Below are 26,450 nucleotides of genomic sequence, written 5' to 3' on the forward strand. Positions count from 1 at the left end.
TTCAGCCTCCCATGGTGGACGGGATCTGGTGGGTCGAGGCCGAGCTCGTCGTCAGCACCTCGACACCGTCCGGCGTGACCACGACGGTGTCCTCGACCTTCACGCCGCGGGCGGTCGGGTTCCAGGCGAACGCCTGCCAGGGCTGGACGACGTCGCTCGCCTCAGGCGTGGCGCGCGGATCGCGTCCCGCGTAGCCGGCCGCACCGCCCTGATGGTGTTTCGTCCACTCCTCGACGTCGAAGCCCTGCTCGGCGTAAGCGGCACTCCCCGTCCGGAGGATGTCGGCGAGCGAGGCACCCGGCACGGTGGCGTCGAGATAGGCACGTTCGACGGCCCGGATGCGCTGCATGCCCCTGGCGAACGGCTCGGCCGGGGTGCCGCCCTCGTCGAACCACCGCGTGAGGTTCACGATGAGCCCGTCGCGGCGGCCGCAGGCGACGACCATGGCCCGGGAACCGAGTCGCCCCTCGGTCGGCAGCGGGTGCCGATGGGCGAGTCTGTCCTCCCCGGCGACGAGGAGGACGAGTGGGTCGATCCCGGCCGCGACGAGGCGCCCGGCGAGGTCCGCGGCGACCTCGCGTTCCGTCCAGTCAGGAGCGACCTCGTCGACGAGCGTCTCGAGCGCCGACGTCGTCGCCCGCCCGAGCGAACGGAACCGCGAGAGTTCGGCAGGGAGGAGCGACGCACGCGCCGCCCGAAGCTCGGCGGCGACGTCGGCCTCCTGCAGCACCCCGTCCCCGCTCGGCAGCACCGTGTCGATCGGCGTATGCCACGGCACCGTCCGAACGCGGATGTCGGGCAGCTCCTCGGCCTGCAGCCGGTCCACCTCGTTGGAGGTCGCGACGAGCCACGCGTCGCCCGGCGAGACCACGACCGCGACGATCGGGTCGGCCGCAAGACTCACATGGACGCGCGAGCCGTCGAGGTACCAGCTGACCGCGGCGGCGGACCGCAGCACGATCGTGCCTGCTCCGCGGGCCTCCAGGAGCGACACGAGCCGGGCGTGCTTGCGCCGGCGGTCGCCCTCGTCCGGCCCGGGTCGCTCGTCGTTCATCGCCGGGCCCAATCGGCCCCGAGTTCGGCGAAGGTGCTGCCGGTGGCGGCCGCTTCGGCGACGAGCTCCTCGATTCTCGGGATCACCGGGCGGCGCTCGTCGCCCGTCCCGAACCACTCGACGAGATCAGCGGGGATGGGGTGCGGCGCTGGGGCCGATCGGACCGCGTCGAGGACGGCGGTGAAGGCGGACGCGTCGGCCAGGGAGCTGACGAGTGCGGCGTCCTGACCCGCCCGGACCGCCTCGCGCGCGCGGAGGAGGTCGGGGAGCAGCTCGGTCCGGCCTGTGGTCCAGCGTCGCCGGGTGACGCCGTCGACGACCACCTCGACCTCGTCGCGCGTGTAGTGGAACCGGATCGAGCCGAGCTCCCCGTGCACCGTGACCACCGGGTCGGTCGTCGCCTGCGCGCACAGGGTGAGCGCCGCCGTCATGACCGGACCGCGCTGTGGGGTGATGCGGACGACCGAGGTGTCGTCGGCCTCGATGTCGTTGGCCCGGTACTGATCGAGGTCGATGGTGGCGATCGCCGCACGGTCGGTCGTACCGCCGAGCCGCAGCATGGTCTGGACCGCGTGCGCGAGAGGGTTGGTGACGACACCGTCCACGACGGGCACACCGTCGAGCGAGCGCCTGCCCGACCACGCGGCACGCGTCCAGTACCCGACGGTGCGGACCCAGGTGCCCCTCGCCTCGAGCGCTGTCACGGCCCCGATCTCCCCGCTGTCGACGATGGCCGCGATCTCGCCGATCGCGTGCGATCCGAGACTCTGGAACCCGACCTCCACGAGCCCGCCGGTCCGGGCGGCGGTGGCCTGCAACCGATCGAGTTCGTCGTTCGAGGTCACCGGCGGCTTCTCGAGCAGGACGTCGGCGCCGTGCTCGAGCGCGGTGACGGCGAGGTCCAGATGCGTGTGGATCGGCGTCGAGAGGATGACCACGTCCACCCGGCCGTCGGCGAAGCACTCCTCGAGCGAACCGCGGAGTGGTGCGTCCCCGGCGGCGCGGTCCTCCTCGGTGAAGGTCCGGTCGACGAGGCCGACGAGGCGGATCGCGCCGGTCGCGGCGAGCGCCCTGGCTGCCGCCACGTGGCTGGCGCCATGGCCGTGGATCCCGACGACCACGACGGTCGGGACGGTGGTGTGGTCGGTGCTGGTCATGCGTCACTCCCTGTGCTGCGCGGTTCGGTGCTGCGCGGTTCGGTGCGGCGTTCCTCGGCGGTGAGGAGCGCGCGGTGGATGGCGTCCGCCTGTTCCGAGTCCAGGGCGCCGTCGACGACGACCGCCTCCAGACCGGTGACGAGCGGGGTGTCGGCGGTGATGGTGGTGCGGCTGGTGGCGGCGAGCGAGACCCCGACTCCCGGGTACTCGGCCGCACGGACGAACCAGGGGAAGGGGTTCGCTGCGGGCTGTCGGAACAGGACGGTCGTGGGGCGTCGAGCCGGCGTCGGGGCGGACTCGGCCGCGTCACCCGTCTCCGGGTCGGCGCTCCCGTCGGCGTCGAGGACGAAGGCGACCCACGCCGCACGGGAGCCGTGCGCGGTCGACTCCCCTGGCCCCTCCGCGCTGAGGACGGACCGTCCGGCGTCCGCGGGCAGCCGCCAGAACCATCCGCCATACCCGGCGCCCTCACGACCGTTCGTGGCCGGCGATCCGATCGTCACCGTCGATCCCGCCGTGTGGAGGACGCTGGAGACGGCGACGCGGAGCGCCGACCTCCCGCTCCCGACATCGGATCCGGGCAGGGCGAACGCCTCGACGACCGTGCTGCGCGACTCCCGCAGCTGCGTCGTCCCGTCGCGCCCGACCCAGTCGAGCGACTGACGCAGCACACCGGCGTCCACCTCGGTCTCGGTGACGCGCTGGGCACCGTGGTTGTCGAGCATCGTCGACCCCTGCCCGGCGACGTAGGTGCGACCGCCCCAGTACGAGACACCGTCGACGTCGGCGACGGCCATCGAGAGACCGACATGGTGGGGGTGGTCGTCGGGAGCGGATTCGGTGACGACGGTCCCGCCGAGCGAGGTGACGGGGTGTGCGAACGGTCGCGGGGCGTCGGTCGGTCCGAGGTCGCTGCCGTCGTGGAGGACGAGGACCTCGCGGTCGCCGAGCCGGGCGGTCGGCTCCGGTGACGTGGGGTGCTGCTTGGTTCCGTGCCAGACCGTTGGACTCGCGGCCGGGCGCGCTGCGGTGCTCTCCCGGGCGACGAACCGCGGTCGGAAGACGAGCGGGTGTCCACCGTCCGCGCCGCCGATGGTGTCGCGCAGTCTGCTCCACGCCTCGGCACCGAGCTCGCGCCGCGGGACGGACACCGTGCTGAGCGCAGGCACCGCGAACGCCGCGAACGGGATGTCGTCGAAGCCGACCACACTGAGCGCCGAGGGGACGGACACACCGGCACCGCGGAGCGCCGAGACGAGCCCGAGGGCGACGAGGTCGTTGAAGGCGACGACGGCGGTCGCGTCGTGCTGCACCACCGTCTCGACGACCGCCGCGCCGTCAACCAGCGCAGAGCCGGCCGTCACGATGTCGACGGAAAGATCGCCGAGGTCCGAGCGGGCACGGGCGATACCGACCCGTCGGAGGCGATCGCCCTGGCTCGCGGCGGGCCCCGCGAGGTACAGGATGTGCCGGTGCCCGAGTGCGTGCAGCTCGGCGAGCACCTGCTCCATGCCGCTCGCGTAGTCGATGGACACCGATGGAACGGGCGAGTCGGCGAGCTCGCGGTTGACGAGCACGACCGGGTGCAGCTCCGCGAGTAGCGCTCGAAGCTCCGGCTCGGCCAGGCGGGGTGAGCAGAGGACGATCGCGTCGCAGCGACGACGGGCTTCGCGGGCCGCCGCCGCCTCGTCGGCCGGGTCCTCCTCGGTGTCGGTCACGAGGACGCGGTAGCCGTCGGCTGCCGCGGCCCGGGTGACCCCGCGCAGGATCTCCTGGAACATCGGGTTCTCGAGGTCGGGCACGACCACCCCGATGGTGTTCGTGCGGCCGAGCGACAAGCTTCGGGCCAGCATGCTCGGCCGATAGCCGAGGGCGTCGACTGCGGCGAGGACGCGGTCGGCGATCGCCGCGTCGACGGTGGCCTTGCCGTTGAGCACGCGCGACACGGTGGCCTTCGAGACGCCCGCCTGCACGGCGACGTCCGAGATCGTCGGCGTCGGGCCAGCAGTGGGGAACCGGTTGCTCATTCGTCCTCGTCCAACTCGTCATGGGTGGTGCCGTCGTCAATCATCCTATAGGCTCACCCCGAGAAACCGGTTTCTTGGTCGACGCGGTCGGCCTGGTCGACCCGGACGTGGTCAGAGAGGACACCGATGCGCATCATCGTCACCGGCGGCGCAGGACGACTCGGGCGGAGCGTCGCGAGCTCCCTCACCGAAGCAGGCCACGAGGTCGTCTCCGTCGATCGGACCGACCCCGGGATCCCCGGCGTCGAGGGCCGGACCGCGGACCTCCTCGACCACGACGCCACCCATGAGCTTTTCGCCGCCCTGCGGCCCGACGCGGTCGTGCACCTGGCGGCGATCGCCGTGCCCTTCAGCGCGCCGGAGCACGTCATCCTCTCGACCAACCAGACGCTCGCCTTCACCGCCCTCACCGCGGGGATCGCCGCCGGAGCCACCCGGCTACTGGCCGCGAGCAGCCCGACCGTCATCGGCTACGGCGCCCCGCACGGGTGGACGCCCGAGGCGCTCCCCATCACCGAGGAGCACCGGGTCGCCCCGTGGAACGCCTACGCGCTGTCGAAGGTCGCGATCGAGTCGACGGTCGCGATGCTCGCCCGAGCCCACGGCGACGCCGTCGTGACCGGCGCCTTCCGGCCGTGCTTCGTCGTCTCCCCGGAGGAGTGGGAGGGCGCACCGACGCAGCAGGGGCACACCATCGTCGACCGGCTCGCCGATCCCGCCCTCGCAGCCGTGTCCCTGTACAACTACGTGGACGCGCGCGACGCAGGTCGCTTCGTCGCCGCCTGGATCGATCGCGCGGAAGCCCGGCACTCCGGTGAGATCTACTTCGTCGGTGCCGACGACGCACTTGCCCTCACGCCCCTGTCCACCCTGCTGCCCGCTCACGTCCCGAGCACCGCCGGATTCGCCGACGGACTCGTCGACCGAGCCGCCGCCTTCAGCAGCGCGAAGGCCACCGCCCACCTCGGGTGGCGGCCGGAGCACGACTGGCGATCCGTGCTCAGCCCCGCCGAGGCGGCCAGGCTCACCGATCTGCTCGCCGCCGACACCGGCCGGCCGGCCACCATTCCTGTTCCAGCCCCAGCCCCACGATGACGAGGACCTCCACCATGCCAGCACCGCTCGCCTTCGACGGCGTCCTGTACTTCCCGATCACCCCCTTCGACGCCGCGGGCGAGGTCGACCTGGGGCTCCTCGGCACCCACCTCGAGTCGCGACTCGAACACCGCCCCGGAGGGGTGTTCCCCGCCTGCGGCACCGGCGAGCTGCACGCGATGTCGCCGTCGGAGGCCGCCCGCGTCGTCCGGCGGACCGTCGAGGTCGTCGACGGCGCCGTCCCGGTCATCGGTGGCGCCGGAGGAGGCGTGGCGACCGCGAAGGAACTCGCCGCGGCGGCCGAGGAGGCGGGAGCCGACGCGATCCTGCTCATGCCGCCGTACCTCGTCTCCGGGCCGGCGGCCGGACTGCAGGCGTACGTCGAGGACGTCCTCTCGGCGACGAGCCTCCCGGCGATCGTCTACCACCGGAACAACGCCCGCTACACGACGGCGACGATGCGCCACCTCGCGCGCAACCCGCAGGTCGTCGGCTTCAAGGACGGCGTCGGCGACGTCGCGGCCGCCCAGGACATCGTGCTGGCGGTGCACGAGGAGGGCCGAGACGACTTCGCCTTCTTCAACGGCCTCCTCACCGCCGAGCTCACGCAGGCCGCCTACCGCGGCATCGGCATCCCGCTCTACTCCTCGGCCGTCTTCGCCATGCTGCCGGAGCTCGCGACGCTGTTCTACCGCGCGTACACCGAGCACGACGAGCCGCTCCGAGAACGCCTGCTGCGCGAGTTCTACCGTCCATTGGTGGCCCTCCGCGATGAGACCCCCGGCTTCGCCGTGTCGCTCATCAAGGCCGGCGTCCGGCTCGGCGGTCTGCCGGTCGGTTCCGTGCGATCGCCCTTCGTCGATCCGACCCCCGAGCAGACCGAGGGCCTGGAGGCGCTGCTCGCGACCGGCGCCGACCTCGTCGCCGAGCACGCGACCCTGGTCGCAGGACGCTGACGATGCCGGGGATCGCCTCCATCACCACCTCGCTCGGCCGGTTCACCATGCCACGCCCCTGGGTGCCCGAGGCGCCGTGGCTGCATCTCATCCGCGTGGACGTCGTCGACGACGAGGGGGCGACCGGCTCGGGCTTCACGTGGACACCGACGATCGGAGCGACGGCCGTCCGCGCGCTGCTCGACGACGACATCGCGGCCGCCGCCCTCGGATCGACGACCGACCCCGAATCGCTCTGGCCCCGGCTGTGGACGCATCTACACGAGGCCGGTGGTGGCGGGATCACCACGATCGCGCTCGCCGGGCTCGACACCGCGCTCTGGGACCTCCGTGGGCGACGGGCCGGTCTCGGGCTCTCCGACCTCCTCGGTCGCCGACGCGACACGGTCCGGGCGTACGGCAGCGGCGTCAACCTCCACCTCGACGCCGCCTCGCTCGCCGCGCAGGTCGAGCGGTGGATCGCGGCGGGCTACGACGCCGTCAAGATCAAGGTCGGCAAGCCAGACCTCGCCGAGGACGTCGACCGCGTGACGATGGTGCGCGAACTGCTCGGACCGGACCGCCGGCTCATGATCGACGCGAACCAGCGCTGGGACGTCGACCGCGCGGTCTCGTCCCTGGAACGGCTCGGCGTCGTCGACCCGGCGTGGATCGAGGAGCCGCTGCGCTCCGACGACACCGCGGGGTACGAACGGCTGCGCCAGGCGACCGACATCCCGATCGCGCTAGGCGAGAACGTGCACACGATCCACCGGTTCCGCGACCTCGTCGACCGTGGCGTCGCCGACGTCCTGCAACCGAACGTCGTGCGCGTCGGCGGCATCACCCCCTTCCTCGCGATCGCCGCGCTCGTCGACGACGCCGGGCTGACGCTCGCCCCGCACCTGCTCCCCGACCTCTCCGGGCAGCTCGCCCTCGCCCTCCCGCAGGTCACCGAGGTCGAGGACGTCGAGGACGCGGGCTTCGTGGCGATCGGCGCCATCGACCCGCCCGGGCCGGTCACCATCGCCGGGGGCCTGGTGCAGGTCGAGCAGCGACCGGGCCTCGGCTTCGTGATCCGCGACCGGATCGCCGAGAGCGCTCCCGTCCCGCACTGACCCCGTCCGCCGCCCGATCCGCCACCCGCCCGATCTCCACCAGCCGCATCCGCATTCCCGAGGAGTCATCACCATGCACGACACCGACCACAGCACTGGCACGATCGACCGCACCACCCCCGCCAGGGCGCGCACCGACGATTCGGACAGCGTCCGCGGACGTATCGACGACGCCGACGGCAGCGGAAACGGCAGCAGCAGCAGCAGCAGCAGCAGCAGCGTGGGCCACGGCGGCGACACCGTCACGCCCGCAGGTCACACTGGCGACGCCGCGTCCGATGCGAGACGTGCCGCCGTTCCGACCGTCGACGAGGTCGCCGCGGCAGCAGGTGCGGCCTCCTCCGAGCTCGCATCCACCGCGCCCTCGACCCGCGCCGCCTGGCTCGAGGCCGTCGCCGACGCCCTCGACACCCGGGTCGACGAGCTCGTCGCACTCGCCGACGAGGAGTCCCACCTCGGGACCGCGCGCCTCACGGGCGAGGTCGCGCGGACGACGGGCCAGCTGCGGCTGTTCGCCGCTGTCCTCCGCGACGGCGCATTCCTCGAGGTCGTCATCGACCACGCCGATGCCTCCGCCACCCCGCCCAAGCCGGAGCTGCGACGCATGCTCCGGCCGACGGGGCCGGTCGCGGTCTTCAGCGCGTCCAACTTCCCGTTCGCGTTCTCGGTCGCCGGCGGTGACACTGCGTCGGCGCTGGCGGCCGGATGTCCGGTCATCGTCAAAGCGCACTCCGCCCACCCGCGACTCTCCCGGCTGACCGCGGCGATCGTCGTCGAGGCGTTGCGCACAGCGGGTGCTCCGGAGGGCACGTTCGCTCTCGTCGAGGGTCGTGAGCAGGGCACCGCCCTCGTGCAGCACCCGGCGATCACCGCGGTCGGGTTCACCGGCTCACTCGCCGGCGGGCGCACTCTGTTCGACCTCGCGTCGCAGCGGCCGGCCCCGATCCCGTTCTACGGCGAGCTCGGCAGCACGAACCCCGTCGTCATCACCGAGGCCGCGCTGCAGGGCGAGGCAGCAGGTGAACTCGCGCGCGGACTGGCGGCGTCGTTCACCCTCGGTGTGGGGCAGTTCTGCACGAACCCCGGGCTCGTGCTCGTGCCGAGCGGCAGCGGGTTCGCCGAGCTCGTCGCGCAGGCCGCGGCGGACACCGTCGCCGGGCGCATGCTGACGCCGGGCATCGCCGAGGCGTACGCCGCGGGCACCGCTCGCGCCGCCGGTCATCCCGGGGTGCGGACGCTCCTCGGCGGCGGGACGGCGGCTGCCGATTCCGGCGTTCCGACCGTCCTCGCGACCACCGCCGTGACGGTCCTCGACGCGCCCGACGTCCTGCTCGAGGAGATCTTCGGGCCGGCGACGCTCGTCATCGAGGTCGCGGACGACGCCGAGCTGCACGCGGTCCTGGCCGAGGTCGGTGGCGCGCTCACGGCGACCGTGCACGCGGCGCCCGGTGAGGACATCGCCGGTCTCGTGTCGCGGCTCGAGCCGATCGCCGGCCGGGTACTCTTCGGGGGCTGGCCGACAGGTGTCGCTGTGGGTTGGGCACAGCACCATGGCGGACCGTGGCCGGCGACGACCTCGCTCCACACCTCGGTGGGTGCGTCGGCGGTGCGCCGCTTCCAGCGTCCGATCGTCTACCAGGACGCCCCCGAGCGTGTGCTCCCCGAGGCCCTGCACGAGGTGAATCCGCTCCGTCTCCCCCGCCGCGTCGACGGCGTCCTGGAGCTCCCCGCCGCAGCCCGCGCCTGAGCGCCGTCCTGTCCGTCCCCAACTCAGGACTCCCCCGGCGCGCCGCCCCAGCCCAGCCCCGACACACCGGACATCTCCTGAGAAGGGGACACCCCACCACCCACACCCACCCCTGTTCACAACTCAGGACACACCCGGCGCGCCACCCCGGCCAGGCCCGTCCCACATCCCAACACGCCGCACCCGTCCTGAATTGCGAACACCGAAACCACCGTCCCCAACTCAGGACTCCCCCGGCGCGCCGCCCCAGCCCAGCCCCGACACACCGGACATCTCCTGAGAAGGGAACATCCCACCACCCACACCCACCCACGTTCACAACTCAGGACCCACCCGGCGCGCCACCCACCACAGCACCCGCCCCGGGCCCGACACACCGCAACCATCCTGAATTGCGAACACCGCGACCACCGTCCCCAACTCAGGACTCCCCCGGTGCGCCGCCCCAGCCCGGGCACGACACACCGGACATGTCCTGAGTTGGGGACGGGACCAGGGCCGGTCAGGCGAGGGCGGCGGCAAGCCAGGCGCGCAGCTCGGCCTGCATCGGTGTCGACCAGCTGTGCGGTTCGTCATGGAACGTGCCCGTGTAGGCCGAGCGCTCGCCACCGGACCGGTACCGCTCAGTGAGCATCGCGTGGGCATCACGCATGCCGACCGGCTCGAAGAGCTCGTCGCGCTCGGCGTACTGGACGAGGAGCGGCAAACGGGGGCGCAGGGATGCGAGCTCCGGCCAGTCGCCGACCCGTGACAGTCCTGATGACAGGAACGTCCACGAGTGCTGATCGGCATGCCCGTCGAGCACCCCATCGAACGTCGACATCATCGCGACCACGCCGGCAGCGCGGATCCGGTCGTCCATGGCTGCGAGCAGAACGGCCCGGGCACCGCCGCCGGAGAGACCGAAGCACGAGACGGCTCCGGAACGGACCCCGGGCGCGGCCGCCAGCTGATCGAGCGCGATGAGGTCGTCGCGGAGGACGAGACCGGCGAGCGACGTGCCCAGGACGCCCAGCTCCTTCGCGAGCTGCGGCTCGTTGGCCCCTGCGAGAAGCTCGGACCGCTGTCCGGGCGACACCGCCGCGGGCTGCTCCCCGCGCTGCACCGACGCGAACCGACGGCCGGCGAGCTGCAGGTCGACGGTCCGATGGAAGCGTTCGGCGACGGCCTCGTCCGGGATCCGCCGTGATCCCCACCCGAACGCGTCGTGCACGAGCACGGCGAACCCGTCGCGCGCGAGGTCGGACGCGACGGCGCGGCCTCCGTAGTAGCGGTCGCGGAACGCCTGCAACTCCTCCCGTGACACGGACGTCGTGGCAGGGACACCGTCGGGTCCGTCCGCGAGCTTCTCCCGTCCGACGCGCGTGAAGCCGCCATGGTCGTGCAGCGCCAGCGCGCCCGTGAGCGGGCCCGTCTCGCCGGCCGGACGCAGGAGCCACGCCGACGTCGGTGCACCGAACCCGGTCGACCAGCGGAGTTCGACCCCGTCGACGCCGTCACGGGTCCAGCGGGAGAGCTCCGCGGGCGGCTCGGGCTGCACCGGTCGCGGGAGCACACCGAGGACTTCGGCGAGGCGCGTGCGCGTGGTGTCGAGCGATCCGTCTGCGGTACTGATGCCCCGGATCGACTCTCTGAACCGGGCGGCGAGCGCCCGCAGACCGGGGTCGCGGCCGGGTGGAGGTGCGAACGACCTGGCGCGCACGTCGACACCCTCGTCGGGCGAGGATGGGGCGGTCGTCGGGCGCACTTCGACAGGCTCAGTGACCGGAACGGGCTCGGTGACCGGGAGGGGTCCGGCGACCGGGACAGACTCAGCGGCCGGGACAGACTCAGCGATCTGGGCGGCCTCGGTCACCCGCTCAGCGGCCGGGATCGACCCGACGTCCGAGTCGGCGCCGGAGCCGGCCTCCGGGCCGCAGCTCACGGCGCGATCGTCGCGACCGGACGCCCGGTCAGCAGCGACTCGTTCCCGGCGATGCCGACCGAGATCGCCCGCACACCGTCGTCGTAGCCGGCAGGCCGTCCCAGTTCGTCCTCGGTGACGCGGTCGAAGAGGTGCCGCAGCAGGAACGCGTCGCCGCCGCCGTGTCCGCCGACGCCCTCGGGGATCTCGATCTCGCGGGCCTCCTCCCAGTGGCGTTGCAGCACGAGGCGCTCTCCGCGCGAACGCACCGGCGCGACGGACGCGGCGCCGTCCGCGGTCTCGCCGTCGCCGCTCAGGCTCGGGTCGAGGACGACGCGCCCGTCGGCCCCGACGAGCACGGCGGCGCGCTCCACGACCTCGAGCTCGACCCTGCCCTCCGTCCCGTTGATGGAGACGCGGTACCCCTCCCACGGCGCGTGGGCGTTCAGGGAGTAGCTGAGCGAGGCGCCCCCGTCGTACTCGACGAGGACGGACAGGTTGTCCTCGATGTCGATTCCGGGCGAGAAGACGTCGCGGTCGCGCAGGTATCCGTCGTGCTGCTCGGCCCGCAGGTAGAGCGACTCGAGCCGCGGGTCGTCACGCAGGTCGAGGGCGAACGGGTCGTTCGGGCGATCGCGAGCCGCCGCCTCGGCGTCGTCCGGCACCGATCCACGCCCCGGACGCGCCGCGAGCCCGCGCTCGGCCGCGTTGGCATCGCCGTAGAAGCGGAGGCCGCCGGTGGCGTAGACGGAGGCCGGCCGAGCCCCGATCCACCAGTTGACGAGGTCGAAGTGGTGCGACGCCTTGTGGATGAGGAGGCCGCCGGAATGCTCCTTCTCACGGTGCCAGCGGCGGAAGTAGTCGGCGCCGTGCACGGTGTCGAGCACCCACTCGAAGTGCACGCCCGTCACCCGTCCGATCCCACCGTCCTGCACGATGCGGCGCAGCTCCGAGTTCCGCGGACTGTAGCGGTAGTTGAAGGTCGTGACGACGTTCCGGCCGCTCTCGGCGACGGCCGCCGCGATGCGCTCGACGCCCTCGCGGTCGATGGTGAGCGGCTTCTCGACGACGACGTCGGCACCGGCGAGGAGCGCGCGTGAGACGATCTCGGCATGGGTGAAGTCGGGGGTCGTCACGATCACCCGGTCGACGCGCTGCTCGGCGATCATCCGCTCGACGTCGTCCGGGCCGTATCGAGCCGGCAGCGGGACACCCTGCTCGGCGAGGATCCCCTCGTAGTGGTCGAGCCGGCCGGGGTTGCTGTCGCTCCAGGCGACGAGCTCGGCGACGTCGGCGTGCGGGCCGACGATGGCGTCGAGGTACATCTGCGAGCGGTGTCCGGTGCCGATGAGGGCGTAGCGTTCGCGGGTCGTGGTCATGCGCGTGGGTCCTTCCGGGTCGGTGCGGCGGGCGTTGCGATGGGCGCGCTGTCGTGGTGATCGGAACGGCCCGAACGCGAGCGTTCGAGTGCGTCGCGACCGGATGCGGCGAGCGCCACAGCCCGGCCGTCACCGGCTGCACCGTCGACGACGACGACGGCGTAGCGGAACTCGAGGGTCTCGTCGGCTCCGAACGGCAGCTCCTCGCTGAAGAAGGGGGCCGGGCAGAGTCCGGCGAACTCCTCGGTGCGCGCGAACCACTGCGGCGGGTGCGCGGGGTTCCGGACGTCATCGACGATGACGATGCTCGACGCCGCGGCCGTTCCGTCGTGGAGGCCGGTGAACCCCATCCACGCGTGGCGGGTGCCGCGGAGTTCCTCACCGCCGCTCCCGTCGGGGGCGTGGAGGGTGCCGCCGGTGAAGGATCGTGGGCCGCGCCAGAAGAGTCCGCCGTAGCCGGCGTTCTCCCGACCCTTCGTCGTGGGCGACCCGATCGACAGGTCCCGGCCGGAGACGTTGCGCATCCGGGTCTCGAAGGTCAGCGTCCAGTCCCCGGCGGCCGGTCGCACCGTGAGCGCGCGCTCCTCGTCGACGACGTGCCGACCGTCCTCCGCGATCCAGGCGAGCGTGTGTGCGAACCGCACCTCGCCCGGGTCGGCACGGACGTCCGTGACCGCGACATGCTCGGAGCGGCCGTTGTTCGCGAGTTGTTCGTAGGCGGTCCCGGTGAAGGTCGGGCCGCCCCAGAAGTTGTCGTCGCCGACGTGAGGGAGGGCCCACGCGATCCCGGTGTGCCAGACGTGGTCGTGCGGTCTGGCCAGCGTCACGAGCGCGCCACCTGCCGTGCGCACCGGGTGGAGGTACGGCTTCGGCGACTCGCGCTGGACCGTGTCCGGACGGTAGGTGTACCGCAGGATGTCGATCCCGTCGAGATGCACGGTGACGGCCGAACCGACCTCGTGCGTCAGCGCGAGACCGGTCGGACGGCTGCGGTGGTCGGTCGTCACGGGATCCCCTCGGATGAAGCGGTGGTGGAGCTGCCGGTCGACCGGCTCGGGGAACGGACGTCGTTCTCCGAGCCGGTCGAGGGGCTGTGGCCGGGTCAGCCGGCTGCGACCGCGGCCTTGAGGTCCTTGATGAACCCCTCGGCGGCCTCGTCGGGCGTGTTCTTCGCGAAGAGGACCTGCTCGGTGTACTGCTTCACGAGCGCCTCGATCGCGCTGCCACCGGCGGGCGTGACGGTCGGCGGCTCACCGATGTCGTCGGCGAGCCCGTCGAGGAACTCGACGACCGCCTGGTCGGTCTCCGCCAGCTTCGGCGTGATGTACTCGCGGATCTTCGTGTTGGCGGGGACGCCGCGCTCGGTGAGGAGCGAGTCGGCCGCGGTCTCGCTGTTGGCGAGGAAGTCGATGAACAGCGCCGCCTCGGCGGGGTGCTCGGTCCGGGCGGACGCCGACCAGTACATCGACGGCTTGTAGTACGCCGACTCGTCGGCCCCACCGTCGACGGTCGGGATCCGGAGGAGTTCGAGCGGCGAACCGCTCGCCTCGGTCAGGGCCGTCAGCTGGCTGTTCCACCAGGGGGCGAACGCCGCGGCGTTGGTCGCGGTGAAGGATTCGGCGAGCCCACCGGCCTGCTTCTCGACGATCGCGGACGCCGGCGGCGTCGCACCGTCGTTCACGAGCTCGAGCAGGTACGTCCACCAGGAGGCGAGCGTCTCCGGCTTGATGGACACCTCGCCCTTGTCGTTGTACAGCTCGTCGCCGTGCTGACGGGCCCAGTTGTTCAGGCCACCGTCCTCGAAGCCGAAGGGCTGGAAGCCGTAGACCGATCCGCCACCGGCTGCCGAGACCTGCTCGCTCAGCGCGGTGAAGTCGTCCCAGGTCCAGGTCTCGTCGTCGGGCATCTCGATGCCGGCCGCGGCGAGCAGGTTCGGATTCACGACGATGGAATAGCTCGTGATCCCCGAGGGGATGCCGTAGAGCGAATCGTTGACCGTGCCGGACGTCAGCGTCTCCTTGGGGAAGTCTCCGAGGTCGAGGTGATCGGTCACGGTGTTGAGGTCGAGGAGCGCGCCGCGGTCGCCGTAGGTGGCGATGTACTTCTCGTCCATCTGGATGATGTCGGGGGTGTCGTTCGCCGCCGTCTCGGTGGCGAGCTTGTCCCAGTAGCCGGCCCAGTCCGTGAACTGCGGCTCGATGGTGATGTTCGGGTGTTCCTTCTCGAAGGCCGCGATGACCTCCTGCGTGGCCGCCGTGCGGGCGTCGTTGCCCCACCAGGTGAAGCGGAGGGTGACGGGCTCGTCGGACAGTTCGGTGGCGGCGTCGCCCCCGGCGCTGCAGCCGGCGAGGAGGAGGGCGGCGACGGCTCCCGTCGCGATGAAGCCGGCGGCTCTGCCGTGCTTGCTGATGCTCATGCTGTTCCCTTTCGAATCGATCGATCCGGACCCGGAGCTGCTGGATCCGGTGGTGCTGGGTCTGGTGCTGGTGGTCTGGTGCGGGTGCTGCGGTGGTGCTGGTCGGTGGGTCGGGCCTCACTTGCCGCCGGTCGTCGCGATGCCCTTCAACAGGAACCGCTGACCGAACAGGAAGACGAGGAAGATCGGCAGGAGCGAGACGACACTCATCGCGAACATCGGCCCCCACGAGGTGGACGACTGTGCGTCCATGAACGCCCGGAGTGCGAGCGGCACCGTGTACATCTCCGGTTTCGTCAGGTACAGGAGCTGACTGAAGAAGTCGTTCCAGGTCCAGATGAAGGTGAAGATGGCGGTCGTCGCGAGCGCCGGCACCATGAGCGGCAGGATGATGACCCCGAAGATGCGGGGGTGGCCGCAGCCGTCGATGCGGGCCGCCTCGTCGAGTTCCTTCGGGATGCCGCGGATGAACTGCACCATGAGGAAGACGAAGAACGCGTCGGTCGCGAGGATCTTCGGCAGGATCAGCGGCAGGTACGTGTTCACGAAGCCGAGCTGGGAGAACATGATGTACTGCGGCACGATGATGACGTGGATCGGCAGCATGAGCGTCATGAGCATCGCCGCGAACCACCAGCGCTTACCGCTGAACTTCAGCCGGGCGAAGGCGTAGGCGGCCATCGAGCAGGACACGAGGTTGCCGACGATGCAGCCGAGGACGATGAGCACGGAGTTCAGCAGGAAGACGTGGAACGGCTCCGAGAGGGTGTTCCAGCCCTCGCTGTAGTTGCTCACCTCGAAGCTGTCGAGGACGATGCCGGGGTTCCGGAAGATCTCCTCCGTCGGGCGGAGCGAGGAGACGACGAGCCAGATCACCGGGTAGAGCATGATGAAGCCGACGAGGATCAGGCCGATGTGCTTCAGGACCGACTTCCAGGGCGACCAGCCCCGAGCGCGGCGGTACTGGCGTTCGGCCTCCTTGGCCTCGCGACTGCGGTTCTTGCTGTCCGTCGTGATGGACCGTGTTGTCAGCGTGTCAGTCATCGTAGTTCACCCAGTATTTCGAGGCCCAGAAGTTGATCGCGGTGAAGACTCCGATGATGAGGAGCAGGAACCAGGCCATGGCCGAGGCGTAGCCCATGTCGAAGTTCGAGAAGCCGCGGTTGTAGAGGTACAGCGTGTAGAACAGCGTCGAGTCGGCCGGGCCGCCCGTTCCGCCCGACACGATGAAGGCCTGCGTGAAGGCCTGGAAGGCGTGGATGATCTGCAGCACGAGGTTGAAGAAGATGATCGGGGTGAGCAGCGGCAGGGTGATCTTGGTGAAACGCTGCCACTTCGTCGCGCCGTCCATCTGCGCCGCCTCGTGGTACATGACGGGGATCTGGCGGAGGCCGGCGAGGAAGATCACCATCGGTGCGCCGAAGGTCCACACGTTGAGCGTGATGAGGGTCGAGAGGGCGGTCGAGGGGTCGGCGATCCAGCTGCGCCCCTCGATCCCGAAGATCGCGATGAACTGGTTCACGAGGCCTTCGCCGCCGAACACCTGCTTCCACAGCACCGCGATGGCGACGGAGGAGCCGAGGAGCGACGGCAGGTAGTACACGGACCGGTAGATCGCGAGGCCACGGAGACCGCGGTCGAGCAGGGCTGCCAGCGCCAGTGCCGCGGCGAGCTGGAGCGGCACCGATACGAAGACGTACACGAAGGTGACGCCGAGCGAGTTGTGGAGCCGCTCGTCGCCCATCATGCGGATGAAGTTGTCGACGCCGATGAACTTCGGCGCCTGCAGCAGGTTGTACTTCGTGAAGGACAGGGCGAGCGAGGCGACCATCGGGCCGACGGTGATGACGGCGAGTCCGATGAGCCACGGGAGGAGGAACAGGTAGGCGGCCTTGTTGTCGCGGCGGTTGTCCTTCTTGATGAAGGCCTTCTCGGCCGCCGTCTGCGGGCGTTTGCCGGCGCTGAGCTTGCGGAGCTCGCCGAGCGCGCTCACCGAACACCCCTCGCGAGTGTCGTCCTGGGCGCTCCTGGAGTTGCACGGACCACGTCGGACCTCCTTGTCGATCGTCGTTGATGACTTCCCGGAAAGCGTTTCCCGGCTGAGCTGCATCAAGTTCTATCACGGCCTCATCGGACGATGCAACGATTCAATCCGCATCCGTGTTCGATCCGTGATCACCTGTGACCGAATCGGTTCGAACCCTTGCCTTGGCCCCGCACGCCGTTCTACAGTGACCCGGTAAACGCTTTCCGGACGAGCCGCGGCCGCCGGGACCGGAACACGAACCAGAGGAAGAGCCACCGTGTCAGAGCAGACCATCGGGATCATCGTCAACGGCGCCACCGGGCGCATGGGCTACCGGCAGCACCTCGTGCGGTCGCTGCTGGCCATCCAGGAGCAGGGCGGCGTGCAGCTGTCCGACGGCACGCGCCGCCAGATCGAGTTGATCCTCGTCGGCCGCAACCAGGCGACCCTGGACGAGCTCGCCACACGGCACGGCATCGAGCACACCTCGACCGACCTCGACGCGGTCCTCGCCGACCCCCGCTGGGACGTCTACGCCGACTTCCTCGTCACGAAGGTCCGCGCGACAGCGCTGCGCAAGGCGATCGCGGCCGGCAAGACCATCTACACGGAGAAGCCGACGGCGGAGTCCTTCGAGGAGGCGTTGGAACTCGCGCGTCTCGCCGCCGAGGCGGGCGTGAAGAACGGCGTCGTGCACGACAAGCTCTACCTGCCGGGGCTGCGCAAGCTCAAGCGCCTCATCGACTCGGGCTTCTTCGGTCGGATCCTCTCCGTCCGTGGCGAGTTCGGCTACTGGGTGTTCGAGGGCGACTGGCAGCCGGCGCAGCGCCCGAGCTGGAACTACCGGGCCGAGGACGGCGGCGGCATCGTCGTCGACATGTTCCCGCACTGGAGCTACGTGCTCGAGAACCTCTTCGGTCGGGTCGAGTCCGTGTACGCGAAGGCCACGACGCACATCCCCGAACGCTTCGACGAGCGGGGCGAGGCCTACGCGGCCACCGCGGACGACGCCGCCTACGGGGTCTTCGAGCTCGAGGGCGGCGTGATCGCCCAGCTCAACTCCAGCTGGACGGTCCGCGTCGACCGCGACGAGCTCGTGCAGTTCCAGGTCGACGGCACGCATGGCTCCGCGGTGGCGGGCCTCTTCGGCTGCAAGGTGCAGCCGCGGAACGTCACCCCGAAGCCGGTGTGGAACCCCGACCTCGCCGACGACCACGACTACGCGAGCGACTGGCAGGACGTGCCGACGAACGACGTGTTCGAGAACGGGTTCAAGACGCAGTGGGAGGAGTTCCTCCGCCACGTCGTCGAGGACGGCCCCTACGAGTACGACCTGCTCGCCGGTGCGCGCGGCGTCCTGCTCGCCGAGCTCGGCCTCGAGAGCTCGCGCACCGGCCGCCGCCTCGACCTGCCCGAGGTGACGCTCGGAGGCACGAGCGACACCCCCGGCGCGGACGAGGAGCTGGCATCGCTCGAGGGCTCGGTCGCACGATGACGTCCGTCCCGCTGCTCTCGACCGACGGCACGGTCACCGCGCTGGAGCTCCGCGAGCCCGTCGTGGCCGAGCGCCCGACCACTCCCCTGACGAGCCGCACCGCCTACGCCGCCGCGCACGTCGTCCCGAAGCCTTGGGCGGAGAACGTGCCGGGTGCGCCGGCCGAGCTCGACTGGGACGCGACGCTCGCCTACCGCCACCACGTGTGGTCGTACGGCCTCGGCGTGGCGGACGCGATGGACACCGCCCAGCGGAACATGGGACTCGACACCACCGCCACGCGCGAGCTGATCACCCGGAGCGCCGCGGAGGCCGCCTCCGTCGGCGGTGCGCTCGTCGTCGGTGTCAACACCGACCACCTCAGCGACGAGACCGTCTCACTCGACACGGTCGCCGACGCCTACCTCGGACAACTCGCGTTCGCGGAGGACGCGGGCGCCGGGACCGTGATCATGGCCAGCCGACACCTTGCGAGGGCCGCACAGTCCGCCGACGACTACCGTCGCGTCTACGACCGGGTCCTGTCGGCGGCGCAGGCGCCCGTGGTCCTGCACTGGCTCGGCACGGCGTTCGACCCGAGCCTCGAGGGCTACTTCGGCGCAAGCGACGTCGCCGAAGCCTCGGACACCCTGCTGCGCATCATGACCGACCACGTCGACCACGTCGCCGGAGTCAAGATGAGTCTTCTCGACGCCGATGCGGAGATCGCCGTCCGGCGTCGTCTTCCGGCCGGCACGACGATGTTCACCGGGGACGACTTCAACTACGTCGATCTCATCGCCGGTGACGCCGTCGGACACTCCGACGCTCTGCTCGGGGCGTTCACCGCGATCGCCCCGGCCGCCTCCGCCGCGATCCAGGCGCTCGACGCCGGCGACCCGGCCGCCTACGAGCGGATCCTCCGACCGACCGAGGCCCTGTCGCGCCAGATCTTCGCCGCGCCGACCTACTACTACAAGACGGGTATCGCCTTCCTCAGTTGGTTGAACGGTCACCAGCCGGCGTTCTCGATGGTCGGCGGCCTGCACGCAGCCCGGAGCCTGCCGCACCTGTCGGAGATCGTGCGCCTCGCCGACGCGGCCGGCGCGCTCGAACACCCGGAACTCGCCGCCGAGCGCTGGACGGGCCTGCTGCGCACGGCCGGTGTCGTCGGCACGCTGACCGCTGCGGGAGGAATCCGATGAGCACCACCGCCCTTCGACAAGCTCAGGGACCGGCGGGACAGGGTCAGGGACCGGCGGGACAAGCTCCGGGACCGGCGGGACAGGGTCAGGGACCGGCGGGCGGCAGCACCACCCCGCACGCGCGACTCTCGGTCAACCAGGCCACGATCAAGTACGCCACCCTCCCGGAGGCGGTCGCGGCCGTCACCGCGGCCGGTGTCACGAGCTTCGGCGCCTGGCGCGAGCCGGTGCAGGAGTACGGCGTCGCCGCCTCGGCGAGCCTGCTCACGGACAGCGGGCTGCACGTCTCGAGCCTGTGCCGTGGTGGCTTCTTCACCATGCCCGAGGGTCCGGCTCGTCGGACGTCGATCGACGACAACCGGACCGCGATCGACGAGGCCGCCGCCCTTGGCGCTCCGGCCCTCGTCCTCGTGGTCGGCGGCCTCCCGGCCGGGTCCCGCGACCTCCTCGGCGCCCGCGAACTCGTCCGCGACGCGATCGGTGAGCTCACCGACCACGCCCTCGAGTCCGGCGTGCAGCTCGCCATCGAGCCGTTGCATCCGATGTACGCCTCGGACCGCGCGGTCGTCTCGACCCTCGGTCAGGCCCTCGACATCGCCGAGCAGTTCGCTCCGGAGGCCGTCGGGGTGGTCGTCGACACCTTCCACATCTGGTGGGACCCGCAGGTGCTCGAGCAGATCGACCGCGCTGGTGCGACCGGTCGGATCTCCAGCTACCAGGCGTGCGACTGGGCGACGCCGCTCGCCGCGGACGTCCTCCTCTCCCGGCACTATCCGGGCGACGGCGTCGTCGACTTCGGCTCGCTCACCCGTGCCGTCGAGGCGGCGGGCTACACGGGTGACATCGAGGTCGAGCTCTTCAACCAGGACATCTGGGACAGCCCGTTCCAGCAGGTGGTGGATCGCACCGTCGACGCGTTCCAGGCGACGGTCGTCCCGCACCTCGACCACGACGACGACGCGATCCACCACCCCTGATCGCCGCGGCCGCCCTGTGGCAGAGTGTGTCTCAGCAGCCGCCAGTACGAAGGAGCGCCATGTCGGTCGACGAGCACCGGTCGACGCCGGTCCCACCGACGCTGCACGACGTCGCCCGTGAGGCGGGGGTCTCCCTCGCCACCGCGTCGCGCGCGCTCAACGGGAGCACCCGGACGGTCAACGAGACGTTCCGTCGGCGGGTCCTCGACGCCGCACTCCGGCTGAACTACACGCCGAACCTGTCGGCTCAGGCCGTCGCGAAGGGCCTGTCGTCGACGATCTCGCTGCTCGTCAGCGACATCGCCGACCCGTACTTCTCGTCCATCGCGGCCGGGGCCATCCGCGCGGCCGACGAGCAACGCATCGCCACGACCATGGCCGTCACGCACCGCGACCACGAGCGCGAACTCGAACTCGTGCGGGTGCTCCGCGGACAACGGCCACGCGCCATCATCCTGACGGGTAGTCGCTGGGACGGGGTCGCTTCGGAGCACCGACTGTCGGATGAGCTCGCGGCCTACGAGTCCACGGGCGGACGCGTCGTCCTCGTCTCGCAGCGGACGCTCCCGTTCGCAACGGTGCAGCTCGGCAACGCGACCGGTGCCCGCGAGCTCGCCCGGGAGCTCGTCGGTGCCGGGTACCGCCGCTTCGCCGTCATCGCCGGCGACGATCGCCTGCTCACCTCCCGGGAGCGCGTGAGCGGGTTCGCCGAGGGCTTGGCCGAACACGGCATCGCGATCCACCCGTCGAGGATCGTCCGGGCCGAGTTCACCCGCGACGGCGGGCGACAGGGGGCGGCCGAGCTCCTACAGCTGGGACTCGACGACGTCGACCTGGTCTTCGCCGTCAACGACGTGATGGCGATCGGCGCGATGTCGGCGTTCCGCGCGGCCGGACTCCGACTTCCCGAGGACCTCGCGGTCGCCGGGTATGACGACATCGCCACCTCCCGCGACGTCACCCCCGCGCTCACCACGGTCGCCGTGCCGCTCGAGGCGGTCGGCGAGCACGCGGTGCGGCTGGCGCTGGACCCGGCGACGGACAGCTCGACGACGGAGCCCGTCGGCGCGACGGTCCTCCTCCGCGAGAGCACCCCGCCGCGCACCTGACCCGTCCGGTCCTGTCCTGTTCGCAATTCAGGAACGCCACGGCGAGCCGCCCGCAACCGGTGTGGAGGTGGGGTCGGCTCGCCGGGTGCGTCCTGAATTGTGAACGCGGTGAGGCTTCGCCTAGTCGGCGACGTGCTCCTGGAACCAGGGGGTGTAGGCGGCGACCTTGGTGCGGTGGCCGGCGCCGGCGACGAGTCGCTTGACGTGCTCGCGGACGTTGACCGTCGCGACGCCGATCACGGTGATGCGGTCGAACGGGACGGCGTCGGCGACGAGCACCTCGGCGCGTCGGAGGGCCGCGGGGTCCTCGTCGGTCGCGAAGCGCTGCACCATGCGGTCGGCGGTCATCGCGTTCGCGCCGATGCTCGTGAGCACATGGGAGGCGTCACCGTCGGCGACCACGACCCGCGCGCGGGAGGGCCGACCGGTGTCGGCGTCGAACTCGCCCGGGTGCACGGCTGCGCCGTCGATGGTGGTGACGAGGACCACGTAATCGTTGACCGATGACGCGAGCGCCTCGGCGGACAGACGGACGTCGTGCTCACCCGCGCGGATGCCCGCCCAGAGGTCGGCGTCCGGGGTCAGGAAGAACGGGACGAAGTCGGCCGGCGTGAGGTCGTCGGTGCCGGCGAGGACCATCGTGCGTCTCGCTTCGCGGTGGCTCGCGGCGGCGATGTCGACGACCGGCCCGTCGGGGAGCGCCGGTGACGCCACCGGCAGGATGCTGCCGGTCTCGAGGATGCGCTCGAGGTTGCGGATGTGGGTGACGTGGTACAGCCGCTGCTCGCCGACGCGCACGACGGGCAGGGCGGCCGCCGCCTTCGTCACCGTCTTCGCGGTGGGCGCGGTCCGCACGCGGGTCGGCGCCGGCTCGCGGAGCGAGGGAGCGACCGTCGACCGACGGACCTTGGGAGCGGGTGGTTCAGCGACCGGCACCTCGCGGGGCGGCGGCGGGAAGCAGGTCGCGCAGAGGCCGTTGTCGAAACCGTGTTTGCATTCGTCGCTCAAGAGAGTCCTTCTGCAGTCCGGCTCCGAGACACGAGGAGCGGGTCACTGGGGGGACGAGCCGAGACGTACGCATCAAGGGTACGCGGCTTCGGCACCCCTCATGCACGCTGGCGCCGTCAAACGAGACCGCGCTGCGCCCGCAACACCCGGACGCACGAGACGGCGAGCGAGCCGAAGAACACCGCCATCAGCACCGGGAGCAGCCAGGGCGCCATCCACGCGGGCACGCCGAGCCAGGTGGTGAGTGCGACGACGGCGATGAGCGCGGCGGTCGCGATCGTCAGATTCCCCAGCAGTCGCACGGTGGCGTCGAGCGTGGCAGCCGTCACCTCAGGTCGAGGCGACAGTTGCGTCGACCACACGGATGCAGTGGCCGATGGGTGGGGGCCGTCGTCCGATCGGGTCGTTCCGGCGAGCGGCAGGCAGGCGGCGACGATCCAGAAGATCGCCACGACCGCGGCCGCGATGATGACCGGGAGCAGGAACCCGCCGAGACGCTTGTCCGCCCAGGCGTCCGGCCGGAGCGCGGCGTCGAAGTGCACCGGCATGGGATCAGGAGCAGACGGATACACCACCAGGCCGATGACCAGCGTCGCCGCGACGATGACGAGTGCGACGAGATGCGGCCAGACCGGCGGCCGGCGAACGGGCCGTTCCGCGGAGGCGGTCATCGGGTCCTGCACGATCCTCCTCATCCGCACGAGGCCCCTCGGCGCACCTGCCACCGACGCCCGGCGTTCCGGCATATCGTCATCAACGATACCCAGCACGCTGTCACCGTGTCTCGCGGCGCCGCCTGGGCACTGCAGCGATGCGTGGGCGACGCTACCCCCCACGCACCGCAGCACTACCCAGGCGACGGTGTCTCGGCTCACCCGGTCACGCCTGGCTCCGCTGGTCGGCTCACCCGACGCGCGACGACGACCGCCGCGACACCGGCGACCAGCGCGATCGCGAAGCATCCGGCGAACGCGACCCCGCCGGGAGCGATCCAGCTCAGCCCGGCGAACGCCCCCGAGCCGTCGAGCGCCGTGAACGCCAGCCCGGTCGCCGCGAGCGCGAGGGCACCGCCGATCGCGTCGCCGATCGACATCGCCGCACTGTTGAACCCCTGCGAGCGCTCGTCGGAGTAGGCGAGCGTCATCACGCTGAGTCGCGGGAACATGAGGCCCATCCCGCCACCACTCACCACCCAGGCGACGATCGGTACCACCGGCGGCAGGCCGACGAGGGCGGCGGACAGGGCGATCGCGACGGCGACCGTGACGAGTGACGACCCGATCTGCACGGCGTTCGCATTCGACAGCCGGTCCCCGAGGCGCCCCTGCAACCAGGACGACAGCGACCACGCGATCGCTCCACCGGTGAGCGCGAGTCCGGCGAGCGCCGGCGTGAGCCCGTGCTCGCGGGTCAGCAGGTAGGGCACGTACACCTCGGCGCCGAAGAACGCGGCGGAGGTCAGTCCGCGCACCAGGATGACCGTCGGGAGCCCTCGGCGCGCGGTGAGCGTGCCGAGCGGGATGAGTGGTCGGAGGGCGAGGATCGCGACGACCGCGCCGACGATCGGCAGCGCCCACGCGGTCCATCCCGAGAACTCCGTCGAGAGGTTGACCGCGAGGACCGCGGCCGCGACGAGCACCGCCCACCCGAGCCGACGCAGCTCCGCGCCCGTCCGCGCGACGGTGGCCGCCTCGCCACCGTCCTCCGCCGACTGCAGCTCGGCGGCCTGCCGCTCGGCGCGTTCGGTTGCTGCGGCGCGCAGCATCCGGAGCGCCGGAAGGAGGAGGAGCGTCGCCACGACCACGAGCCCGACCACGCCGAGGAAGACCCAGTGCCAGCTGAACCGCTCGGCGACCACGCCGGCGAGGAACGGCCCGATCAGGGAGGGGACGACCCAGGCGGCCGCGAACCCGGCGAAGATCCGCGGGTGCAGGGCCGGTGGGTAGATGCGGGCGACGAGGACGTACAGGGCGACGGTCATCGCTCCCGAACCGAGGCTCTGGACGAGGCGTCCGGCGACGACGGCCCACATGGTGGTCGCGGTTCCGGCCAGGAGGAGACCCACGAGGAACAGGACGACGGAGGCGAGCAGCGGCTGGACCGGACCGATACGGTCGGCCACCGAGCCCGCGGCGACCATGCCGATGACGCTGACGGCGAGCGGGCCGGCGAAGGCGAGCGCGTAGAGCTGCTCGCCGCCGAGCTCGCCACTCACGAGCGGCATGATCGTCGTGACGGCGAGGGACTCGAAGGCGCCGAGGAACACGAGCGCGCACGCACCGATGGTGACGAGGACGAACCGGCGGCTGAAGATCCCGCGGTCGCGGGGTGTCGGGTCGGCTCCGGTCGCGGGCTCGGGGGTCGTCGCTGTGGTCACGATTCCGAGCCTAGAACCTCAATGCGACTTGAGGTCAAGCGCTGACGAACCCCTGCCCGTTCACCATTCAGGACGTGCCCGGCGCGCCGTCGCCGATCGACGGGTTCGGCGCGGGGCGCGCCGCTGCCTTCCTGAATTGCGAACGAGCCGGAACGGCCCGCTAGTGCTTGGCGCTCGCCTTCAGGACCTTCGCGAGCGCGCGGTCGAGGTCGGCGATGAGGTCGGCGACGTCCTCGATGCCGACCGACAGCCGGACGACGTTCTCGGGGACAGCCAGCTCCGTGCCCTTCACCGAGGCGTGCGTCATCTGCGCCGGCAGGCCGATGAGCGACTCGACGCCGCCGAGCGACTCGGCGAGTGCGAACAGCTTCGTCTTCTCGACCAGGCGCGTGGCTGCAGCCGGGCCACCGACGAGCGCGAGCGACAGCATGCCGCCGAAGCCGGACATCTGGCGGGCGGCGAGCTCGTGACCGGGGTGGCTCTCGAGGCCCGGGTAGTAGACGCGCTCGACGGCGGCGTGGCCGTCGAGGAACTCCGCGATCGCCTGCGCGTTCGCGCTGTGCTGACGCATGCGCACCGCGAGGGTCTTGATGCCACGCGTCGTGAGCCACGCGTCGAGCGGTGCCGAGACCGCGCCGGCGGCGAACTGCACGAAGCCGAGCTGCTCGGCGAGCTCGTCGTCGTTCATGATGATGGCGCCGCCGAGGACGTCGGAGTGTCCGCCGAGGTACTTGGTCGTCGAGTGCACGACGATGTCGGCCCCGAGCGAGAGCGGCTGCTGCAACGCCGGCGAGGCGAAGGTGTTGTCCACCACGGAGAGCATCTCGTGGCGGTGCGCGAGGGCCGCGAGGGCCGCGATGTCGCTGATCTTCATGAGCGGGTTGCTCGGCGTCTCGACCCACAGCAGCTTCGTGCGGCCCGGGATGATCGCCGCTTCGACGGCCGCGAGGTCGCCGAGGTCCACGACCGTGTGCTCGATCCCCCAGGCGCCGTGCACCCGGTTGATCAGCCGGTAGGTGCCGCCGTAGACGTCGTTGCCGATGACGATGTGGTCGCCGGGGCGGAGCGCCGTCCGGATGAGCGCGTCCTCGGCGGCGAGGCCGGAGGCGAAGGAGAAGCCGTGCTTCGCGCCTTCGAGGGCGGCGAGCTGCGTCTCGAGCGCCGTGCGGGTCGGGTTGGCGGAGCGGCTGTACTCGTAGCCGCCGCGGAGCCCACCCACGCCGTCCTGGACGAAGGTCGACGTCTGGTAGATCGGCGGGATGATCGCCCCGGTGGTGGGGTCGAACTCCTGTCCGGCGTGGATGCTGCGGGTGGCGAAGCCGTGGTCGTGCTTGCTCATGGGTGACTCTTTCGGTTCAGGATTCGGGGAGGTGTCGGGTGGGCGACCGGTCGGACTGGCCCGGTCACCGGGGTCGGGCGTGGTCGGGACATCGCCCTGACTCC

21 protein-coding genes are annotated in these 26,450 nt (G+C 71.3%); 8 read left to right on the forward strand and 13 right to left on the reverse strand.

Annotated elements, in window-relative coordinates; genetic code table 11:
* Window position 1: 1 nt before the first annotated feature.
* The 3 genes from AC4PMY_RS11995 to AC4PMY_RS12005 are packed head-to-tail and all read right to left on the reverse strand — an operon-like array spanning window position 2 to window position 4,238.
* Window positions 2–1,054, reverse strand: coding sequence for a M24 family metallopeptidase (locus AC4PMY_RS11995; protein WP_491622831.1), 1,053 nt, complete (start codon window positions 1,052–1,054; stop codon window positions 2–4).
* Window positions 1,051–2,211, reverse strand: coding sequence for a Gfo/Idh/MocA family protein (locus AC4PMY_RS12000; protein WP_491622832.1), 1,161 nt, complete (start codon window positions 2,209–2,211; stop codon window positions 1,051–1,053). The genes AC4PMY_RS11995 and AC4PMY_RS12000 overlap by 4 nt, the downstream gene beginning before the upstream one ends.
* The gene (locus AC4PMY_RS12005) at window positions 2,208–4,238 is read right to left on the reverse strand and encodes a DUF6807 family protein (protein WP_064295014.1); all 2,031 of its coding nucleotides are present in this window, start codon (window positions 4,236–4,238) and stop codon (window positions 2,208–2,210) included. Before AC4PMY_RS12005 ends, AC4PMY_RS12000 begins: the two co-directional genes overlap by 4 nt.
* A gap of 126 nt (window positions 4,239–4,364) precedes the next feature.
* Here AC4PMY_RS12005 and AC4PMY_RS12010 point away from each other — a divergent pair, with 126 nt between their 5' ends.
* The 4 genes from AC4PMY_RS12010 (at window position 4,365) to AC4PMY_RS12025 (ending at window position 9,133) form a co-directional block, all read left to right on the forward strand.
* Complete coding sequence (locus AC4PMY_RS12010; RefSeq protein WP_491622833.1) at window positions 4,365–5,333, forward strand: NAD-dependent epimerase/dehydratase family protein; 969 nt, start codon at window positions 4,365–4,367, stop codon at window positions 5,331–5,333.
* Between the two features lie 14 nt (window positions 5,334–5,347).
* Complete coding sequence (locus tag AC4PMY_RS12015) at window positions 5,348–6,289, forward strand: 5-dehydro-4-deoxyglucarate dehydratase (protein WP_064295016.1); 942 nt, start codon at window positions 5,348–5,350, stop codon at window positions 6,287–6,289.
* Between the two features lie 2 nt (window positions 6,290–6,291).
* The gene (locus tag AC4PMY_RS12020) at window positions 6,292–7,386 is read left to right on the forward strand and encodes a mandelate racemase/muconate lactonizing enzyme family protein (protein WP_491622834.1); all 1,095 of its coding nucleotides are present in this window, start codon (window positions 6,292–6,294) and stop codon (window positions 7,384–7,386) included.
* A 73-nt stretch (window positions 7,387–7,459) separates the two neighbouring features.
* Entirely contained in the window at window positions 7,460–9,133 is a 1,674-nt protein-coding gene (locus tag AC4PMY_RS12025; RefSeq protein ID WP_491622835.1) for an aldehyde dehydrogenase (NADP(+)), read from the forward strand.
* Window positions 9,134–9,635: 502 nt separating this feature from the next.
* Here the strand turns inward: AC4PMY_RS12025 and AC4PMY_RS12030 are convergent.
* The 6 genes from AC4PMY_RS12030 to AC4PMY_RS12055 form a co-directional block, all read right to left on the reverse strand.
* Window positions 9,636–11,057 carry a dienelactone hydrolase family protein gene (locus AC4PMY_RS12030; protein WP_064295717.1) on the reverse strand — a complete coding sequence of 474 codons (1,422 nt, stop codon included), beginning with the start codon at window positions 11,055–11,057 and terminating at the stop codon, window positions 9,636–9,638.
* Window positions 11,054–12,415, reverse strand: a complete 1,362-nt coding sequence (locus AC4PMY_RS12035) for a Gfo/Idh/MocA family protein (protein ID WP_064295716.1) — start codon at window positions 12,413–12,415, stop codon at window positions 11,054–11,056. Before AC4PMY_RS12035 ends, AC4PMY_RS12030 begins: the two co-directional genes overlap by 4 nt.
* Window positions 12,412–13,422 (reverse strand): DUF6807 domain-containing protein, encoded by a 1,011-nt coding sequence (locus AC4PMY_RS12040; protein ID WP_491622836.1) that lies wholly within the window; start codon window positions 13,420–13,422, stop codon window positions 12,412–12,414. The genes AC4PMY_RS12035 and AC4PMY_RS12040 overlap by 4 nt, the downstream gene beginning before the upstream one ends.
* Before the next feature lie 95 nt (window positions 13,423–13,517).
* Window positions 13,518–14,831, reverse strand: coding sequence for an ABC transporter substrate-binding protein (locus AC4PMY_RS12045; RefSeq protein ID WP_491622837.1), 1,314 nt, complete (start codon window positions 14,829–14,831; stop codon window positions 13,518–13,520).
* A gap of 117 nt (window positions 14,832–14,948) precedes the next feature.
* Window positions 14,949–15,875 (reverse strand): carbohydrate ABC transporter permease, encoded by a 927-nt coding sequence (locus tag AC4PMY_RS12050; protein ID WP_079003233.1) that lies wholly within the window; start codon window positions 15,873–15,875, stop codon window positions 14,949–14,951.
* On the reverse strand, window positions 15,868–16,824 hold the full coding sequence (locus AC4PMY_RS12055; protein ID WP_064295713.1) for a carbohydrate ABC transporter permease: 957 nt from the start codon (window positions 16,822–16,824) through the stop codon (window positions 15,868–15,870). The genes AC4PMY_RS12050 and AC4PMY_RS12055 overlap by 8 nt, the downstream gene beginning before the upstream one ends.
* 358 nt (window positions 16,825–17,182) lie before the next feature.
* Between AC4PMY_RS12055 and AC4PMY_RS12060 the strand changes: the two genes are divergently transcribed.
* Genes AC4PMY_RS12060 through AC4PMY_RS12075 form a run of 4 tightly spaced genes read left to right on the forward strand, consistent with a single transcriptional unit; the run spans window position 17,183 to window position 21,622 of the window.
* Window positions 17,183–18,352, forward strand: a complete 1,170-nt coding sequence (locus tag AC4PMY_RS12060; RefSeq protein ID WP_491623088.1) for a Gfo/Idh/MocA family protein — start codon at window positions 17,183–17,185, stop codon at window positions 18,350–18,352.
* Complete coding sequence (locus AC4PMY_RS12065) at window positions 18,349–19,536, forward strand: dihydrodipicolinate synthase family protein (RefSeq protein ID WP_491622838.1); 1,188 nt, start codon at window positions 18,349–18,351, stop codon at window positions 19,534–19,536. Before AC4PMY_RS12060 ends, AC4PMY_RS12065 begins: the two co-directional genes overlap by 4 nt.
* On the forward strand, window positions 19,533–20,513 hold the full coding sequence (locus AC4PMY_RS12070; RefSeq protein WP_491622839.1) for a sugar phosphate isomerase/epimerase family protein: 981 nt from the start codon (window positions 19,533–19,535) through the stop codon (window positions 20,511–20,513). Before AC4PMY_RS12065 ends, AC4PMY_RS12070 begins: the two co-directional genes overlap by 4 nt.
* A gap of 59 nt (window positions 20,514–20,572) precedes the next feature.
* Entirely contained in the window at window positions 20,573–21,622 is a 1,050-nt protein-coding gene (locus AC4PMY_RS12075; RefSeq protein ID WP_121289112.1) for a LacI family DNA-binding transcriptional regulator, read from the forward strand.
* Window positions 21,623–21,742: 120 nt separating this feature from the next.
* On the opposite strand, the gene AC4PMY_RS12080 is transcribed toward AC4PMY_RS12075, so the two are convergent.
* The 4 genes from AC4PMY_RS12080 to AC4PMY_RS12095 form a co-directional block, all read right to left on the reverse strand.
* Complete coding sequence (locus AC4PMY_RS12080; protein WP_491622840.1) at window positions 21,743–22,630, reverse strand: DarT ssDNA thymidine ADP-ribosyltransferase family protein; 888 nt, start codon at window positions 22,628–22,630, stop codon at window positions 21,743–21,745.
* A gap of 116 nt (window positions 22,631–22,746) precedes the next feature.
* Window positions 22,747–23,313 carry a DUF1648 domain-containing protein gene (locus AC4PMY_RS12085; protein ID WP_491622841.1) on the reverse strand — a complete coding sequence of 189 codons (567 nt, stop codon included), beginning with the start codon at window positions 23,311–23,313 and terminating at the stop codon, window positions 22,747–22,749.
* Between the two features lie 188 nt (window positions 23,314–23,501).
* Complete coding sequence (locus tag AC4PMY_RS12090) at window positions 23,502–25,007, reverse strand: MFS transporter (RefSeq protein ID WP_491622842.1); 1,506 nt, start codon at window positions 25,005–25,007, stop codon at window positions 23,502–23,504.
* A 160-nt stretch (window positions 25,008–25,167) separates the two neighbouring features.
* Window positions 25,168–26,346 (reverse strand): cystathionine gamma-synthase, encoded by a 1,179-nt coding sequence (locus tag AC4PMY_RS12095; protein ID WP_491622843.1) that lies wholly within the window; start codon window positions 26,344–26,346, stop codon window positions 25,168–25,170.
* Window positions 26,347–26,450: the final 104 nt, after the last annotated feature.

This window comes from Plantibacter sp. MDV22-iso1, assembly GCF_058408345.1.

What these genes read in the sequence shown, in the direction of transcription:
- AC4PMY_RS11995 (WP_491622831.1), bottom strand. Translation starts at nt 1,054, where the DNA reads ATGAACGACGAGCGACCCGGGCCGGACGAGGGCGACCGCCGGCGCAAG.
- AC4PMY_RS12000 (WP_491622832.1), bottom strand. Translation starts at nt 2,211, where the DNA reads ATGACCAGCACCGACCACACCACCGTCCCGACCGTCGTGGTCGTCGGG.
- AC4PMY_RS12005 (WP_064295014.1), bottom strand. Translation starts at nt 4,238, where the DNA reads ATGAGCAACCGGTTCCCCACTGCTGGCCCGACGCCGACGATCTCGGAC.
- AC4PMY_RS12010 (WP_491622833.1), top strand. Translation starts at nt 4,365, where the DNA reads ATGCGCATCATCGTCACCGGCGGCGCAGGACGACTCGGGCGGAGCGTC.
- AC4PMY_RS12015 (WP_064295016.1), top strand. Translation starts at nt 5,348, where the DNA reads ATGCCAGCACCGCTCGCCTTCGACGGCGTCCTGTACTTCCCGATCACC.
- AC4PMY_RS12020 (WP_491622834.1), top strand. Translation starts at nt 6,292, where the DNA reads ATGCCGGGGATCGCCTCCATCACCACCTCGCTCGGCCGGTTCACCATG.
- AC4PMY_RS12025 (WP_491622835.1), top strand. Translation starts at nt 7,460, where the DNA reads ATGCACGACACCGACCACAGCACTGGCACGATCGACCGCACCACCCCC.
- AC4PMY_RS12035 (WP_064295716.1), bottom strand. Translation starts at nt 12,415, where the DNA reads ATGACCACGACCCGCGAACGCTACGCCCTCATCGGCACCGGACACCGC.
- AC4PMY_RS12045 (WP_491622837.1), bottom strand. Translation starts at nt 14,831, where the DNA reads ATGAGCATCAGCAAGCACGGCAGAGCCGCCGGCTTCATCGCGACGGGA.
- AC4PMY_RS12050 (WP_079003233.1), bottom strand. Translation starts at nt 15,875, where the DNA reads ATGACTGACACGCTGACAACACGGTCCATCACGACGGACAGCAAGAAC.
- AC4PMY_RS12060 (WP_491623088.1), top strand. Translation starts at nt 17,183, where the DNA reads ATGGGCTACCGGCAGCACCTCGTGCGGTCGCTGCTGGCCATCCAGGAG.
- AC4PMY_RS12065 (WP_491622838.1), top strand. Translation starts at nt 18,349, where the DNA reads ATGACGTCCGTCCCGCTGCTCTCGACCGACGGCACGGTCACCGCGCTG.
- AC4PMY_RS12070 (WP_491622839.1), top strand. Translation starts at nt 19,533, where the DNA reads ATGAGCACCACCGCCCTTCGACAAGCTCAGGGACCGGCGGGACAGGGT.
- AC4PMY_RS12075 (WP_121289112.1), top strand. Translation starts at nt 20,573, where the DNA reads ATGTCGGTCGACGAGCACCGGTCGACGCCGGTCCCACCGACGCTGCAC.
- AC4PMY_RS12095 (WP_491622843.1), bottom strand. Translation starts at nt 26,346, where the DNA reads ATGAGCAAGCACGACCACGGCTTCGCCACCCGCAGCATCCACGCCGGA.